This is a genomic window from Bradyrhizobium sp. F1.13.3 (assembly GCF_040548265.1).
GTDB lineage: Bacteria > Pseudomonadota > Alphaproteobacteria > Rhizobiales > Xanthobacteraceae > Bradyrhizobium.
Genome location: NZ_JBEPRI010000001.1, coordinates 242,818 through 256,662 on the forward strand (window position 1 = coordinate 242,818; position 13,845 = coordinate 256,662).

13 protein-coding genes are annotated in these 13,845 nt (G+C 64.1%); 9 read left to right on the forward strand and 4 right to left on the reverse strand.

Annotated elements, in window-relative coordinates; translation table 11 throughout:
* The first annotated feature begins 244 nt into the window (after nt 1-244).
* The 4 genes from ABIB66_RS01170 (at nt 245) to ABIB66_RS01185 (ending at nt 4,298) form a co-directional block, all read left to right on the forward strand.
* Nucleotides 245-1,147, forward strand: coding sequence for an SMP-30/gluconolactonase/LRE family protein (locus tag ABIB66_RS01170; protein WP_354207350.1), 903 nt, complete (start codon nt 245-247; stop codon nt 1,145-1,147).
* Between the two features lie 45 nt (nt 1,148-1,192).
* Nucleotides 1,193-2,032, forward strand: coding sequence for an aldo/keto reductase (locus tag ABIB66_RS01175; RefSeq protein WP_354207186.1), 840 nt, complete (start codon nt 1,193-1,195; stop codon nt 2,030-2,032).
* Between the two features lie 185 nt (nt 2,033-2,217).
* Nucleotides 2,218-3,159, forward strand: coding sequence for a DMT family transporter (locus ABIB66_RS01180; RefSeq protein WP_354207184.1), 942 nt, complete (start codon nt 2,218-2,220; stop codon nt 3,157-3,159).
* Nucleotides 3,160-3,218: 59 nt separating this feature from the next.
* On the forward strand, nt 3,219-4,298 hold the full coding sequence (locus ABIB66_RS01185) for a zinc-binding dehydrogenase (RefSeq protein ID WP_354207182.1): 1,080 nt from the start codon (nt 3,219-3,221) through the stop codon (nt 4,296-4,298).
* Nucleotides 4,299-4,302: 4 nt separating this feature from the next.
* On the opposite strand, the gene ABIB66_RS01190 is transcribed toward ABIB66_RS01185, so the two are convergent.
* A complete protein-coding gene (locus ABIB66_RS01190) occupies nt 4,303-4,764 on the reverse strand; it encodes an Lrp/AsnC family transcriptional regulator (RefSeq protein WP_354056585.1) in 462 nt (153 codons plus the stop codon).
* A 133-nt stretch (nt 4,765-4,897) separates the two neighbouring features.
* On the opposite strand from ABIB66_RS01190, the gene ABIB66_RS01195 reads away from it, so the two are divergent.
* Both ABIB66_RS01195 and ABIB66_RS01200 read left to right on the forward strand, forming a co-directional pair.
* Nucleotides 4,898-7,261 carry a thiamine pyrophosphate-binding protein gene (locus ABIB66_RS01195; protein ID WP_354207180.1) on the forward strand — a complete coding sequence of 788 codons (2,364 nt, stop codon included), beginning with the start codon at nt 4,898-4,900 and terminating at the stop codon, nt 7,259-7,261.
* A 293-nt stretch (nt 7,262-7,554) separates the two neighbouring features.
* Nucleotides 7,555-8,985, forward strand: a complete 1,431-nt coding sequence (locus ABIB66_RS01200; protein WP_018457078.1) for an aldehyde dehydrogenase family protein — start codon at nt 7,555-7,557, stop codon at nt 8,983-8,985.
* Nucleotides 8,986-9,158: 173 nt separating this feature from the next.
* On the opposite strand, the gene ABIB66_RS01205 is transcribed toward ABIB66_RS01200, so the two are convergent.
* Complete coding sequence (locus ABIB66_RS01205) at nt 9,159-10,139, reverse strand: SMP-30/gluconolactonase/LRE family protein (protein ID WP_354207177.1); 981 nt, start codon at nt 10,137-10,139, stop codon at nt 9,159-9,161.
* Between the two features lie 91 nt (nt 10,140-10,230).
* On the opposite strand from ABIB66_RS01205, the gene ABIB66_RS01210 reads away from it, so the two are divergent.
* Nucleotides 10,231-11,055 carry an NAD-dependent epimerase/dehydratase family protein gene (locus ABIB66_RS01210; RefSeq protein ID WP_354207175.1) on the forward strand — a complete coding sequence of 275 codons (825 nt, stop codon included), beginning with the start codon at nt 10,231-10,233 and terminating at the stop codon, nt 11,053-11,055.
* A gap of 37 nt (nt 11,056-11,092) precedes the next feature.
* Here ABIB66_RS01210 and ABIB66_RS01215 read toward each other — a convergent pair whose 3' ends face one another.
* On the reverse strand, nt 11,093-12,364 hold the full coding sequence (locus ABIB66_RS01215) for an MFS transporter (protein ID WP_354254036.1): 1,272 nt from the start codon (nt 12,362-12,364) through the stop codon (nt 11,093-11,095).
* Here ABIB66_RS01215 and ABIB66_RS01220 point away from each other — a divergent pair.
* Both ABIB66_RS01220 and ABIB66_RS01225 read left to right on the forward strand, forming a co-directional pair.
* On the forward strand, nt 12,363-12,668 hold the full coding sequence (locus tag ABIB66_RS01220) for a hypothetical protein (protein ID WP_354254038.1): 306 nt from the start codon (nt 12,363-12,365) through the stop codon (nt 12,666-12,668). The genes ABIB66_RS01215 and ABIB66_RS01220 overlap by 2 nt on opposite strands.
* Nucleotides 12,665-13,078 carry a hypothetical protein gene (locus ABIB66_RS01225; RefSeq protein ID WP_354207169.1) on the forward strand — a complete coding sequence of 138 codons (414 nt, stop codon included), beginning with the start codon at nt 12,665-12,667 and terminating at the stop codon, nt 13,076-13,078. The genes ABIB66_RS01220 and ABIB66_RS01225 overlap by 4 nt, the downstream gene beginning before the upstream one ends.
* Before the next feature lie 40 nt (nt 13,079-13,118).
* On the opposite strand, the gene ABIB66_RS01230 is transcribed toward ABIB66_RS01225, so the two are convergent.
* Nucleotides 13,119-13,802 (reverse strand): GntR family transcriptional regulator, encoded by a 684-nt coding sequence (locus ABIB66_RS01230; RefSeq protein WP_354207167.1) that lies wholly within the window; start codon nt 13,800-13,802, stop codon nt 13,119-13,121.
* Between the last annotated feature and the right edge of the window lie 43 nt (nt 13,803-13,845).

The following is a 13,845-nucleotide window of genomic DNA, read 5'->3' on the forward strand; positions in this document are numbered from 1 at the left end:
GGGCGATCCAGTACGCCGAGACGCCTGTGATCCAGCGGAGAGGCCACGGCGTACTGGATTCCCCGCTTGACGCCTACGCTAAAGCTTCGGCGCCCCTGGACCTCAACCCGGCGAAGCCTTGGCGTAGCCGGGTCGCGGGGAATGACAGCGAGGCCGGGGCGCTATGCCTCGGCCCAATCGACGCACGTCCCATTGTGCCCTATGGTGCCGCGCTCTCCCATCAACAACGACAAAAACAACAATGATGTACCTGGAAACGCCGCCGCGCCTGATCGAAACCAGGCTCTTCTCCGTCATGCCCGACAAATTCCGCCGCAAGGGCGAGCGGACGGATTGGGCCGATGCCAACCGGCCGGGTGTGCCGACGGACTCCTTCATCGAGGGGCCGTCGTTTGACAGGGATGGCAATCTCTACATCGTCGACATTCCCTTCGGCCGCATCTTCCGCATCGCGCCTGATGGCGAGTGGTCGCTGGCGATTGAATATGAGGGCTGGCCGAACGGACTGAAGATCGCGGCCGACGGCCGTATCCTGGTCGCCGACTACAGGCACGGCATCATGGAGTTCGACGCCAAGGCAGGGCGCATGGCGCCGGTGCTGACGGCGCGCAATTCGGAATCATTCCGCGGCTGCAACGATTTGCATCTCGCTTCCAACGGCGACATCTATTTCACCGACCAGGGGCAGACCGGGCTGCATGACCCCAGCGGCCGCGTCTATCGCCTGACGCAAAGCGGCCGGCTCGATTGCCTTGTTAACACCGGTATCAGCCCGAATGGTCTGGTGCTCGATCCAACCGAGACCGTGCTGTTCGTCGCGATGACGCGCGACAACGCGGTGTGGCGGTTGCCGTTCATGAAGGACGGCAGCGTGTCGAAGGTCGGCCGCTTCTGCTCGCTGTTCGGCACCAGCGGCCCGGATGGCATGACCATGGATGCCAAGGGCCGGCTGTTCGTCGGTCACGCCTCGCTCGGCCATGTCTTCGTGTTCGCGCCCAACGGCGAATTGGTTGCGCGGGTCAAGTCGTGTGCAGGGCCGAATTGCACCAATGTCGCAATTGGAGGCGCGGACAAAGATCGGCTCTACATCACGGAGTCTGCAACCGGTAGCGTATTGGTCGCTGACATCGGCGTATTGAACTCTTGAGCTCGATGGCGGTTGCCTGAGCGAACGAGCGGTATCGGAGCAAACATGAACACGAAACCTTTCGGCAAAACGGGCGATAGCGTCTCCGTCATCGGGCAGGGCACCTGGTATCTCGACCATGGCGACCGCAAGCGCGCGGTCACGGCGCTGCAGCGCGGGCTCGATCTCGGCATGACCCACATCGACACCGCCGAGATGTATGGCGATGCCGAGCTCGTCATCGCCGATGCGATCGCGGGCCGACGCGACGAGGTGTTCCTCGTGTCAAAGGTGCTGCCGAGCAACGCCTCGCGCCGCGGAACCATCACCGCCTGTGAGCGCTCGCTGAAGCGGCTGAAGACTGATCGGCTCGATTGCTATCTGCTTCACTGGCGCGGCTCGTATCCGCTGGAGGACACCGTCGCCGCGTTCGAGGAACTGGTGAAGGCCGGCAAGATCAAATCCTGGGGCGTCTCCAATTTCGACGCCGACGATCTCGACGAGATGCTCGACGCCGCCGGCGAAGGCCGCATCGCCTGCAATCAGGTGCTCTATCATCTGAAGGAACGCGCGATCGAGCACGCGGTGATCCCGTGGTGCGAACAGCATGGTGTCGCCGTGGTCGCCTATTCGCCGTTCGGCCACGACGATTTCCCCGCGAGCAACAGCAAGGGCGGCGCGGTGCTGGCGCGCATCGCTGAGGCGCGTCGCGCGACGCCGCGTCAGGTCGCGCTGAGCTTCCTCACCCGTGCGACTACGGTGTTCACGATTCCGAAGGCGTCGTCCGCGGAACATGCCGGCGAAAATGCCGCGGCCGGCGATCTCGTCCTGACGAAAGACGAGGTCGCGGCGCTCGATGCGGCGTTTCCGCGCGGTCCGAAGCCGCGCGGACTGCCCATGCTGTAGTGCACAAACGCCTATTATTAATGGAGTCTTGACGCGCGCGGACGTGAGCGCATATCGGCATCCTGTTTTCGGAAGTTGTGAAAGCGGCGCAATTATCGTTTTTTACGATCATTCCCGATTCGCATTCCTAGGTTCCAGCCGTGACCCCGCCGCCCGCCGCAGCCGCAAGGCTCGACAGTATTCCCATGTCCATGCCCGAAAAGCAGCCGCAGGCGCGCCGCGCGCCGGCGCGCGTCGATCATCCCTTCAAGGGCATCGCGCTGGTGCTGCTGTCGACGATCTTTCTCGGTTGCTCCGATGTCACCGCGAAATATCTGTCGTCGAGCCTGCCGTCGATCGAGATCACCTGGATCCGCTTCGTGACGTTCGCGCTGATGTTCACGCCGGTGATGCTGCCAGGCTCGCCGCTTCATGCCATGCGCACCGAGCGTCTCGGCCTGCAGCTGATGCGCGGCGCGGCATTGCTCGGCTCTTCGCTGTTCTTCATCACCGGCCTGAGTTTCCTGCCGATCGCGGAAGCGTCCGCGACCGGCTTCGTCTCGCCGCTGTTCGTCACCGCGCTCTCGATCGTCTTCCTGAGCGAGAAGGTCGGCATGCGCCGCTGGATCGCGACCGCGATCGGCCTGACGGGCGTGCTGATCATCCTGCGCCCGGGCTCCAGCGCGTTTCACGCCGCCGCGTTCTTCCCGATCGTCTCGGCGTTCTGCTGGGCTGCGGCACTGATCCTGACGCGCATGATGAGCGGGCGTGAAGCTGTCCTCACCACGATGGCCTATTCGGCGCTGACAGGCGTTGCGATCCTTTCTCTGATGGTACCGTTCATCTGGGTCACGCCGACCTGGACCGCGATCGGGCTCGGCATCGTGATCGGCGTCGCCTCCACCGTCGGCCAGTGGATCATCGTGCTGGCCTATCGCTACGGCGATGCCTCGGTGCTGGCGCCGTTCTCGTATACGCAATTGCTGTGGGTCAGCATTTTGGGCTTCTTCCTGTTCGGCGAAGTGCCTGATGTCTGGACCGTCACCGGCGCGGCCTTCATCGTCGCAAGCGGCCTCTACATCGCCCATCGCGAGCGCATCCGCCGCGCCCAGCTCCTGATCATGGAAGAGCGCTCCCCGAACCCCTGACGCAAGTTCGCGCGTCCGCTTCGTGCTATCAACGGCTCTAACAAGACGGGAGGAGCCGGATGCGCGCTGCGATTTTCAGGAACGGTGAGATTGTCGTCGAACGGATGGCCGAGCCAAAGCCCGGCCCCGGCCAGGTTCTGGTCAAGACGCTCGCCTGCGGCATCTGCGGTTCTGACCTGCACGCGCGCCAGCACGCCCATCGCATGGTGGAGATGGCGCGGAAGACCGGGCGCAAGCCGATGGACCTGACCCGCGACGTCGTGTTCGGCCACGAGTTCTGCTGCGAGATCGTCGACTTCGGCCCGGGGACTGCGCGCAAGCTCAAGCCGGGCACGCGCGTCTGCTCGCTGCCGGCCCTGGTGACGCCGCAAGGCATCGAGGGCATCGGCTATTCCAACGACAATGTCGGCGGCTATGCCGAGGCGATGCTGCTGAGCGAAGCGCTGCTGCTCGAGGTGCCCAACGGTCTCGCGCCGGAGCATGCCGCGCTCACCGAACCGCTCGCGGTCGGCGTTCATGCGGTCGCCAAGGCCAACATCCGAGGCGGCGAGGTGCCGCTCGTGATCGGCTGCGGCCCGGTCGGGCTCGCGGTGATTGCGGCGCTGAAGCTCAAAGGCCTGCATCCGATCGTCGCGGCCGACTATTCGCCGGCGCGGCGCGCGCTTGCGGCAAAACTCGGCGCCGATATCGTCGTGGATCCAAGGGTGTCGCAGCCCTATGCGACCTGGGCCGAGCATGCGCAGATGTCGGATGCGGAGAAGGCGGCGCGGCCGCCGTTGCAGGCGATGCTGCCCGCGCTGAAGCCCGCGATCATCTTCGAATGCGTCGGCGTACCTGGTCTTTTGCAGCAGGTGTTCGAAGGCGCGCCGCGCGATGCCAGGATCGTCGTGGTCGGCGTCTGCATGGAGACTGACAAGAGCGAGCCCATGCTCGGCATCATGAAGGAGCTCAATGTCCAGTATGTGCTCGGCTATACGCCGGACGAATTCGCAGCCTCATTGCGCCTGATCGCGGAAGGGCAGGTGGATGCCGCGGCGATGGTGACGGCGGAAGTCGGCATCGACGGCGTCGCAAAGGCTTTCGCCGATCTCGCCAATCCTGAAGTCCACACCAAGATCATCGTGCAGCCGTGGCGGTGATGCCTTACACCGGCAGCGCGATCGAATATTTCACCTGGCTGAGCGCAAAGCTTGATTCGATCGAGGCGATGCCGTCGAGCCGGGTCAGCTTGGTCTTCAAGAAAGTCTCGTAGGAAGCGAGGTCGGCCGCGACGACGCGCAAGAGATAGTCGCGGTTGCCCGTCATCAGATAGCATTCCAGCACCTCCTCCCATTTCGAGATCGCGCGCGCGAAGCGGTTGAGATCCTCCTCCTTCTGCCGCGCCAGCTTGATCGAGATGAAGACGCTGACATGCAGCCCCAGCGCCTTCTGATCGACGGTCGCGATGTAGCGCGAGATGACGCCGCGTTCCTCGAGCAGTTTGACCCGGCGATGGCACGGCGACACCGACAGCCCGACCTTGTCGGCGAGTTCCTGCATGGTCAGCCGGCTGTCGGTCTGGAGCAGAGCGAGGATTTTTCGGTCGATGGCGTCGAGATCGGGCATTAGGATGAACCTGTCGTTTTTGGCAGCTGATTGGTAAGGTATCCCAATATTGGTCGGTATTGCGCGAAAAATTGAGAAGTTTGGCGCTTCCCGCAGGGGTATCATCGGGCACCTGTTTTCCGGGAGCATTGCCATGCCCGTCGATACCGCCCGCCTCGACACATTGACCGCGCTCGCCCGCAAGGCGCTGTGGCTGTCGTCATGGACCATCCATCACGCCAACCACGTCCGCGCGAATGCGGACGGCCTCAAGGTCGGCGGACATCAGGCCTCGTCGGCCTCGCTCGCCACCATCATGTCGGCGCTGTATTTCCACGTCCTGAAACCCGAAGATCGCGTCGCGGTGAAGCCGCATGCGAGCCCGGTGTTCCACGCCATCCAGTATCTGTTCGGCCGGCAGAGCCGCGAGAAGCTGGAGAATTTTCGTGGCTTCAAGGGCGCGCAGTCCTATCCCTCGCGCACCAAGGACGTCGACGACGTCGATTTCTCCACCGGCTCGGTCGGCCTCGGCGTCGCGCAGACGCTGTTCGCCTCGCTGGTGCAGGACTACGTCAAGGCGCATGGCTGGATGAAGGAACGCCGCGAGGGGCGCATGATTGCGCTGGTCGGCGACGCCGAGATGGACGAGGGCAACATCTTCGAGGCGCTGGCGGAAGGCTGGAAGCACGGCCTGCGCAACACCTGGTGGGTCGTCGACTACAACAGGCAGTCGCTCGATGCCGTCGTCCGCGAAGGTCTCTGGGAAAAGTTCGAGACCGTGTTCCGCAATTTCGGCTGGGACGTGGTGATCGTGAAGTACGGCCGCCTGATGCGCGAGGCCTTTGCGGAAGCTGGCGGCGAGGCGTTGAAGCGCTGGATCGACAATTGCCCGAACGCGCTCTACGCCGCATTGTGTTTCCAGGGCGGCGCGGCGTTCCGAAAACATCTCCATGATGAGATCGGCGATCAGGGACCGATCACCAAGCTGATCGACAAGCGCAGCGACGAGGAGTTGCTCGCGCTGATGTCGAACCTCGGCGGCCATGACATGGCGAGCATGCTGGACGCCTTCGAATCCATCGATCACGATCGCCCAGTCTGCTTCATCGCCTACACCATCAAGGGCGTCGGCCTGCCGTTCCAGGGCCACAAGGACAACCACGCCGGCCTGATGACGGTCGCGCAGATGGAGAAATATCGCGACAGCCAGAACATCCGGCCCGGACACGAATGGGACAGATACGAGGGCCTTGCGCAAGGTGCCGCCGAGCTCGACGCCTTCCTCGCGAGCGTGCCGTTCAACCAGGACGGCCGTCGGCTCACCGCGCCTGTGATCGAGGTGCCGTCGCAGCTCGCCTTCAAGCCGGCGCCGCAGATGTCGACCCAGCAGGGTTTTGGGCTGGTGCTGAACGAGATCGCGCGCGGTGACAGCGAGCTCGCCAGACGCATCGTGACAACATCGCCTGACGTCACCGTCTCGACCAATCTCGGTCCGTGGGTGAACCGGCGCGGCCTGTTTGCGCGCGGCGAGAAGGCGGACTTATTCCGCAGCGAGAAAATTCCGTCCACCTTCAACTGGGACTTCTCGCCCAAGGGCCAGCATCTCGAGCTCGGCATCGCCGAGATGAACCTCTTCATCATGCTCTCGGCGCTGGGCCTGTCGCACCAGATCAACGGCGAGCGGCTGCTGCCGGTCGGCACGTTGTACGATCCCTTCATCGAACGCGGTCTCGATGCGCTGAACTACGCCTGTTACCAGGATGCCCGCTTCATGGTGGCGGCGACGCCATCGGGCATCACGCTCGCGCCCGAAGGCGGCGCGCATCAGTCGATCGCAACGCCTTTGATCGGCATGGCGCAGGACGGCCTCGCCTCGTTCGAGCCGGCCTTCGTCGACGAACTCGCCGTGATCATGGGTTGGGGCTTCAACCACATGCAGCGCGATCCGGGCGAGGGCGGCTCGGTCTATCTGCGGCTCTCGACGCGCAGCATCGAGCAGGCGCAGCGGATCATGACGCCGGAGCTCGCACAGGGTATCACCGACGGCGCCTATTGGCTGCGCAAGCCGGGCCCCAATGCCGAAGCCGTCATCGCCTATACCGGCGCCGTTGCGCCGGAAGCGATCGAGGCGACCGGCTTCATCGGCGAGAGCCGGCGCGACATCGGCCTGCTCGCGATCACGTCCGCAGATCGTCTGCATGCGGGATGGACCGCCGCACGGAAATTGCGCCGTGATCGGCGCGGCGTGCAGCATCTCAGCCACATCGAAAAACTGCTCGCGCCGCTGCCGCGCGACTGCGGCATCGTGACCGTGATCGACGGCCATCCGGCGGCGCTCGGCTGGCTCGGCAGCGTCCGCGGCCATCGCGTCGAGGCGCTCGGCGTCGAGCAGTTCGGCCAGACCGGCACGATCGCCGACCTCTACCGCCACCACGGCATCGACGCCAACGCCATCATCGATGCGGCCGAAAGCCTCACCACCGGCGCGCCGGTGCTGCATCGGAAGATGGCGGTGTAGTTCTCTGTCGTCGTCCTGGCCTAGCGCAATTGCGCACGGGGGGCCAGGACCCATACGCCGCGGCAGTTGTTGCAGGCGGCAGACGCCAGAGCAAACTAATTGGCCCCTGTGGTAATGGGTCCTGGCTTTCGCCAGGACGACGTCCATGGCCACCTTGCCTCGCTCCCGCCATCGGCTCATATAACCTCCGTCCGCCGCAACGCTGGCCCCGCATATGGCGGGTTCAATTGCCGGCGCTTTCGTGCAAGGATGCCTGCCGAAACGCCCCCCAAGCCCCCAAGAAGAGGTTCACTATGGTCAATCGCATGCAATTCTACATCGACGGCGCCTGGGTCGATCCCGCCGTCAAGAAGTCCACCGCCGTGGTCAATCCGGCGACGGAAGAGGCGATGTATGAGGTTGCGCTGGGCTCCAAGGCCGACGTTGACAAAGCCGTTGCCGCTGCCAAGCGCGCGTTCGTGACGTTCTCCCAGACCAGCCGTGACGAGCGCGTCGCGCTGCTCACGAAGGTCATCGAGATCTACAAGGGCCGTCTCAAGGAGATCGGTGCCGCCGTCTCCGACGAAATGGGTGCGCCGCTGCCGATGGCCGAAAAGCTGCAGGCCGGCGCCGGCCTTGGCCACCTCATGACCACGCTCGACGTACTCAAGAACTATCATTTCGAGGAACCGGTCGGCACCGCCATGGTGCTGCGTGAGCCGGTCGGCGTGGTCGGCATGATCACGCCCTGGAACTGGCCGCTCAACCAGATCGCCTGCAAGGTCGCGCCCGCGCTCGCCGCCGGCTGCACCATGATCCTGAAGCCGTCGGAGTTCACCCCGACCTCGGCGCTGATCTTCGCGGAAATCCTCCATGAAGCCGGCGTGCCGAAGGGCGTGTTCAACCTCGTCAACGGTCTCGGCCCCGAGGTCGGCGCTGCCATGAGCGAGCATCCCGACATCGACATGATCTCGTTCACCGGCTCGACCCGCGCCGGTATCGACGTGGCCAAGCGTGCGGCACCGACCGTGAAGCGCGTCAGCCAGGAGCTCGGTGGCAAGTCGCCGAACGTCATCCTCGAAGGCGCCGACCTCACGAAGGCGGTGACCGGCGGCGTGATGCACATGTTCAACAACTCCGGCCAGTCCTGCAACGCGCCCTCGCGCATGATCGTGCCGGCTTCGAAGATGAAGGAAGTCGCCGCGATCGCGAAGGCCGTCGCCGACAAGACCAAGGCGGGCGATCCGCGTGCCGAAGGCACCACCATCGGTCCGGTCGTCAACCGCGGTCAGTGGGACAAGATCCAGGGCCTGATCAAGAAGGGCATCGACGAGGGCGCAACGCTCGTGTCCGGCGGCCCGGGCCTGCCCGAGGGCGTCAACAAGGGCTTCTATGTCCGCCCGACCATCTTCGCCGACGTCACCCCCGACATGACGATTGCGCGTGAAGAGATCTTCGGACCGGTGCTGACCATCATCGGCGCCAAGGACGAAGCCGAGGCCGTGCACATCGCCAACGACACGCCCTATGGGCTTGCCGGCTACGTCACCGGTGCGTCCGTCGAGGACGCCAAGCGCGTCGGTCGTCAGATCCGCGCCGGCAACGTCAATCTGCAGGGCGTGCCCAACGACCGCTCTGCGCCGTTCGGCGGCTACAAGCAGTCCGGCAACGGCCGCGAGTGGGGCAAGTACGGCCTCGAGGATTTCCTCGAAGTGAAGGCGGTTGCGGGCTTCAACGCGGCGTAGGTTTTAGCGCCTTGGTAAACATGACGCCGGAGCGGGAAACCGCTCCGGCGTTTTTGTTCTATCTTTCGTCATTGCGAGGAGCGTAGCGACGAAACAATCCAGGCTGCCTCCGCGGAAAGATTCTGGATTGCTTCGCTTCGCTCGCAATGACGAGAGACGTGACGGAGGAAGAACTATCCCCCCACCGCGCCCTGCGTGTTCACATACAGCGCGTAGATCGACTGGCTCGCCGCCATGAACAGGCGGTTGCGCTTGACGCCGCCGAAGCAGAGGTTGGCGCAGCGCTCGGGCAGCGCGATGCGGCCGATCATGACGCCGTCGGGCGCGAACACCACCACGCCGTCGAGCTCGGGATCGCCCATGCCCCAGCCGCACCAGAGATTGCCGTCGATGTCGCAGCGCATGCCATCAGGCGTGCCCGGACCCGCGTCGATGTGGACGCGCTTGTTCGAGATCGTGGTGCCATCCGCCGAGACGTCATAGGCGAGGATCTTGCGGTTCGGCACGCCGCGTGATTCCACGACGTAGAGGACTTTCTCGTCCGGCGAGAAGCACAGCCCGTTCGGCCCGAGCACGCCTTCGGCAACGATGGTCGCCTTGCCGGTCGCGGGATCGAGCCTGAAGACGTTCGGCTCGATCTCGGGCTCGGCCTTGTAGCCCTCGTAATTGCCGAGCAGGCCGAAGGTGGGATCGGTGAACCAGACCGCGCCGTCGGACTTCACCACGACGTCGTTCGGCGAGTTGAGCTGCTTGCCGCCGAACGAGTCCATCAGCACGGTGATGCTGCCGTCATATTCGGTGCGGGTCACGCGGCGCCCGCCGTGCTCGCAGGTGACGAGCCGGCCCTGGCGATCCCTGGTGTTGCCGTTGGCGAAATTGGAGGGTTTGCGGAACACACTGACGGCGCCGGTCTCCTCTTCCCATTTGACAATGCGCTGGTTGGGGATGTCGCTGCACAAGAGGTAACGACCATCGCCGAACCACACTGGACCCTCGGCCCAGCGCAGGCCGGTCGTCAGCCGCTCCACCGCCGAGAGTTTCAGCCAGTATTTTTCGAAGCGGGGGTCGAGGGCGCGGATCGCTGGATCGGGGTAATAGGTCGCCGGCCGCCAGCCTTGCTGCGATCCTTGGTTCTGGGACGATGCATCGTTCATGTGCAATTCTCGTTGTTGCGTTCCCTCTGTCCAAGTCTGCTAGCATCAGATATCTACGGCCGCAAATCGGTCGCTACATACGAGGACAGACATGCCGCGCATTTTGATGACGGGAGCTTCGGGCGGGATTGGAACGCGTTTGCGACAACTGTTGCCGCCGATCTATCCGGACCTGCTGCTCAGCGACATCCGCCCGCCGGCCGATCTCGGCCCCAACGAGCAATTCAAGGCGGCGGACCTCTCTGACTTGGCGCAGTGCGAGGCGATCTGCGAGGGCGTCGACGGCATCATCCATTTCGGCGGCTATTCGGTCGAAGGCCCCTGGGACGACATCCTCCAGGCCAACATCATCGGCGGCTACAATCTGTTCGAGGCGGCGTATCGCAAGGGCGTCAAGCGCGTGGTGTTCGCCTCCTCGAACCATGCCGTCGGATTCTATCCGCGCCACCACAAGATCGGCACCGACGTGACCCCGCGCCCCGACGGCCGCTATGGCGTCAGCAAGGTGTTCGGCGAAGCGGTCGGCGCGCTCTATGCCGACAAGCATGGCCTGAAGGTGACTTGCCTTCGTATTGGCAATTTCGGCGACGTGCCGCTGGACCTTCGCCGCATCTCGATCTGGCTGAAGCCGGAAGACCTGGTGCAGCTCTGCCAGATCGGGCTCGAGCATCCCGACATTCATTTCGAGGTGTTCTACGGCGTGTCCCTGAACGAGCGCGCCTGGTGGGACAACCACCGCGCCTACGAGTTCGGCTACCGCCCGACGGGGCGCTCCGAGGACCACGTGGCGCATGCGATGGCGGAGCAGGCCAAGCTGAAGCCCGATCCGGTCGGCGATTACTATCAGGGCGGCGCGTTCTGCAGCAACGAGTTCGACGGCGACACAAGTCGCATCATCGATTGGACCAAGCGGTAAGGCGTATTCGCAAATCTAGGGCGTCGGGGTCGACGCCCTAGACCACGCGTTTGCCGGCCTGGGCCGCGATGGGCCGCTGCACGAAATACATCAGGATCAGGGAAATCACCGCCGTCGTCACGACGACGTATCCCAGCCGGTCGAAATGCCGGAGCGTACCGTCGGCCTCTTGCGCAATGAGCGCGGCGGCGAGTACGGAGCCGAGCCCGCCGGAGAGCTGTTGCAGCGACGCGCCGACCGCGCTGAAGGAGCCGCGTTGCGCCGGCTCGGGGATTGCGGAAATCAGCGCCTGCGACGGAATCATGCGGGAGAAGATGCCGACGAACATCAGGACGTTGACCAGGATCGCGACCGTCAGGCTCACCTCGCCGAGATGGGTGTAGATCAGCACCGTGACGATGGACATCGCGCTGCCGAAGACGAAGGTGGGGTATTTGCCGAAGGCATCGCTCGCGCGTCCCACCAATGGTCCGATGACAATGCTGAACAGGCCGGAGACGAGATAGATCGTCGGCAGATGCACGATGTCGATGCCGAGATTGTGCACGGTGTAGGCGCTGCCGAACGGCATCAGCATGTAGCCGCCGGTCGCCAGCAGGGTCGTTACCGAAAACGCCATCCAATAGCGCGGCTGCGAGACCGTCGCGATCAGATGCCGGAACGGATTTCTATCCTGCTTCAGCCCGAGATGGCCGTTCACCGGCTTCATCAGGAACATCACGGCGACCATCCCGATCACCGACAGGCCGACCAGTGCGCCGAACGCGACGTGCCAGTTCCACTGGTTGGCGAGGAAAAGACCGGCCGGGATGCCCAGCACCTGGCTTGCGGCGAAGGCGGTTTGCACGAAACCCATGACGCGGCCGCGCAATTGCAGCGTAAACAGATCGGTCACGATGGCGAGCACGACCGAGCCGATCACGCCGCCGAACAGGCCGGTCACGATCCGCCCCAGCAGCAACAGATGATAGTTGGGCGCGATCGCGCACAGCGCCGTGCCAAGGATAAAGCCGGCATAGAAGAACAACAGCAGCCGCTTGCGATCGAACCGGTCAGCAAAGCCGGCCGCCAGGATGCCGGAAATTCCCGCGCTGAACGCATAGGCCGAGACTGCCACGCCGAACTGAGCGGCCGATATATCGAGCGCCGGCATCATGATGGCGCCGAGCGGCGACATGATCATGAAATCGATGATGATCGTGAACTGGACCAGCGCCAGCAACGCAACGAGGATCGCCTGGTAGCGCGAGAAGCCGCGGGATAGCTCCTGCGTCTCCACGATCGGCTCGGTCAGGGTTTGTTCGGTCATGGCATTTCAGTCGGGAGGGAATACGGGGAAGAACGTGCGATTCGCCGCTGGGCGCCGGTCCTATCTATTTCCGACGGCGCGCTATTTCGATGGGTTGACAAAAGGTTTTGATGGCAATCTCGACGCGGTGCCTCGGTTCACTGAGAACGAGCGCATGCAAGGGCTGAGCTTTGGCTTGGCCGCCCTGCCCATTGATCTAGGTCAACCTTGCCTTCGGCATTTGGTTCTCGATCTGCGCGATCGCATTTCAGCAACCGGTGCCTCGATTACGGTTCGATTGCGGCAGCGCGAGTCAGGACAATGAAAATCAAATTGCCAGCCGTCGTACTGCTCGCGTTGATCATGTCGGCCCCGGCGCGAGCCGCGATGCTCAGCGACGCCGAGGCGACGTTTCTCGACCAGCTTGTCACCGCGTCCGCGGTGCTCGAACAACGATGCGTCGGCTACGAGGTCAATGGTGCGGGCAGTGTCCAGCTCGGCGCCCGACTTCTCGGCAGCACGGATGCCGCGATGGCGATGATCGACGCCTATGCGGCGGCCATCAAGGCCCGCGATGGCGAGACCTCCGATCCCGGCAAATTCCGCCTCGAGGTGTCCGACGCGGCCGTCAAAGCGTTCAGGCGTGTCCGGGCGGACCTGATCAGAGACCCGAAAGGCGCCTGCGCTGCCTATGGCGATACCAGCGTGGAGCGCGGCCTGCTGAGACGATATTGAGCGCCCGTTTTGACCTGCCACGGGCGGATGGACAAGAGCGCTAGCGCTCAGCCTCGCCGGCGATCCTTGCCAGATAATCCTTCTTGCTGAACTGCATATGATCGACGCAGAGCTGGGCCAGCGCCCAGCTGTCGCGGCCCTTCAACAGCTCGATCATCAACTCGTGCTGGCGCCGTGATTGCGCGAGGCCGTCTCGGTCGGCGAGGTTCTTGGCGCGCATCGGCAGCGTGAGGTTCATGTAGTCCTGGAGCGAGCGCACCAGATAGGGATTGCCGCACGCCGAGAACAGCGCGAGGTGGAAGGCGTCGTTGGCTTCGTGAATGCCGCGCAGGTCCTGCAAATCCGCTCTCGCGCAATATTGCCGTTGCAATGCGGAGAGCTCGTCGATCAGACCTTGCTGTGCGGGCAGGGGGATCATCAGCGCCGCCTGCCGGGTCAGCATCTCCCGGACCTCGTAGATCTGCCGGACCTCTTCGGCCGAATAGAACCGCACGGTAGCGCCGACATTCTTCTCGCGGCGGACGATGCCGCGGCGCTCCGCATCCACCAGCGCCTGGCGCACGAAGTGCCGCGAGGTGCCGTAAGCCGACATCAGCGCGTCCTCGGTCAGGCGCGCGCCGGGCGCGAGGCGGCCGAAGATGATGTCCTCCTCGAGCCGCGCGACGATGTCGTCCGGATCGTCGCGCCGGACCGTCATGGCGTCTGCGATGTGAGTGTCGGACATGCCCTCGCCTCCCGGCGCTTGCCCGGTCCATCCTGTGGAGCAG

Bases quoted from the DNA above. Each gene is read 5' to 3' on its own strand.
- ABIB66_RS01225 (WP_354207169.1), top strand. From the start codon at position 12,665: ATGAAAATCAAATTGCCAGCCGTCGTACTGCTCGCGTTGATCATGTCG.
- ABIB66_RS01175 (WP_354207186.1), top strand. From the start codon at position 1,193: ATGAACACGAAACCTTTCGGCAAAACGGGCGATAGCGTCTCCGTCATC.
- ABIB66_RS01205 (WP_354207177.1), bottom strand. From the start codon at position 10,139: ATGAACGATGCATCGTCCCAGAACCAAGGATCGCAGCAAGGCTGGCGG.
- ABIB66_RS01210 (WP_354207175.1), top strand. From the start codon at position 10,231: ATGCCGCGCATTTTGATGACGGGAGCTTCGGGCGGGATTGGAACGCGT.
- ABIB66_RS01200 (WP_018457078.1), top strand. From the start codon at position 7,555: ATGGTCAATCGCATGCAATTCTACATCGACGGCGCCTGGGTCGATCCC.
- ABIB66_RS01195 (WP_354207180.1), top strand. From the start codon at position 4,898: ATGCCCGTCGATACCGCCCGCCTCGACACATTGACCGCGCTCGCCCGC.
- ABIB66_RS01215 (WP_354254036.1), bottom strand. From the start codon at position 12,364: ATGACCGAACAAACCCTGACCGAGCCGATCGTGGAGACGCAGGAGCTA.
- ABIB66_RS01220 (WP_354254038.1), top strand. From the start codon at position 12,363: ATGGCATTTCAGTCGGGAGGGAATACGGGGAAGAACGTGCGATTCGCC.
- ABIB66_RS01180 (WP_354207184.1), top strand. From the start codon at position 2,218: ATGTCCATGCCCGAAAAGCAGCCGCAGGCGCGCCGCGCGCCGGCGCGC.
- ABIB66_RS01190 (WP_354056585.1), bottom strand. From the start codon at position 4,764: ATGCCCGATCTCGACGCCATCGACCGAAAAATCCTCGCTCTGCTCCAG.
- ABIB66_RS01230 (WP_354207167.1), bottom strand. From the start codon at position 13,802: ATGTCCGACACTCACATCGCAGACGCCATGACGGTCCGGCGCGACGAT.
- ABIB66_RS01170 (WP_354207350.1), top strand. From the start codon at position 245: ATGTACCTGGAAACGCCGCCGCGCCTGATCGAAACCAGGCTCTTCTCC.
- ABIB66_RS01185 (WP_354207182.1), top strand. From the start codon at position 3,219: ATGCGCGCTGCGATTTTCAGGAACGGTGAGATTGTCGTCGAACGGATG.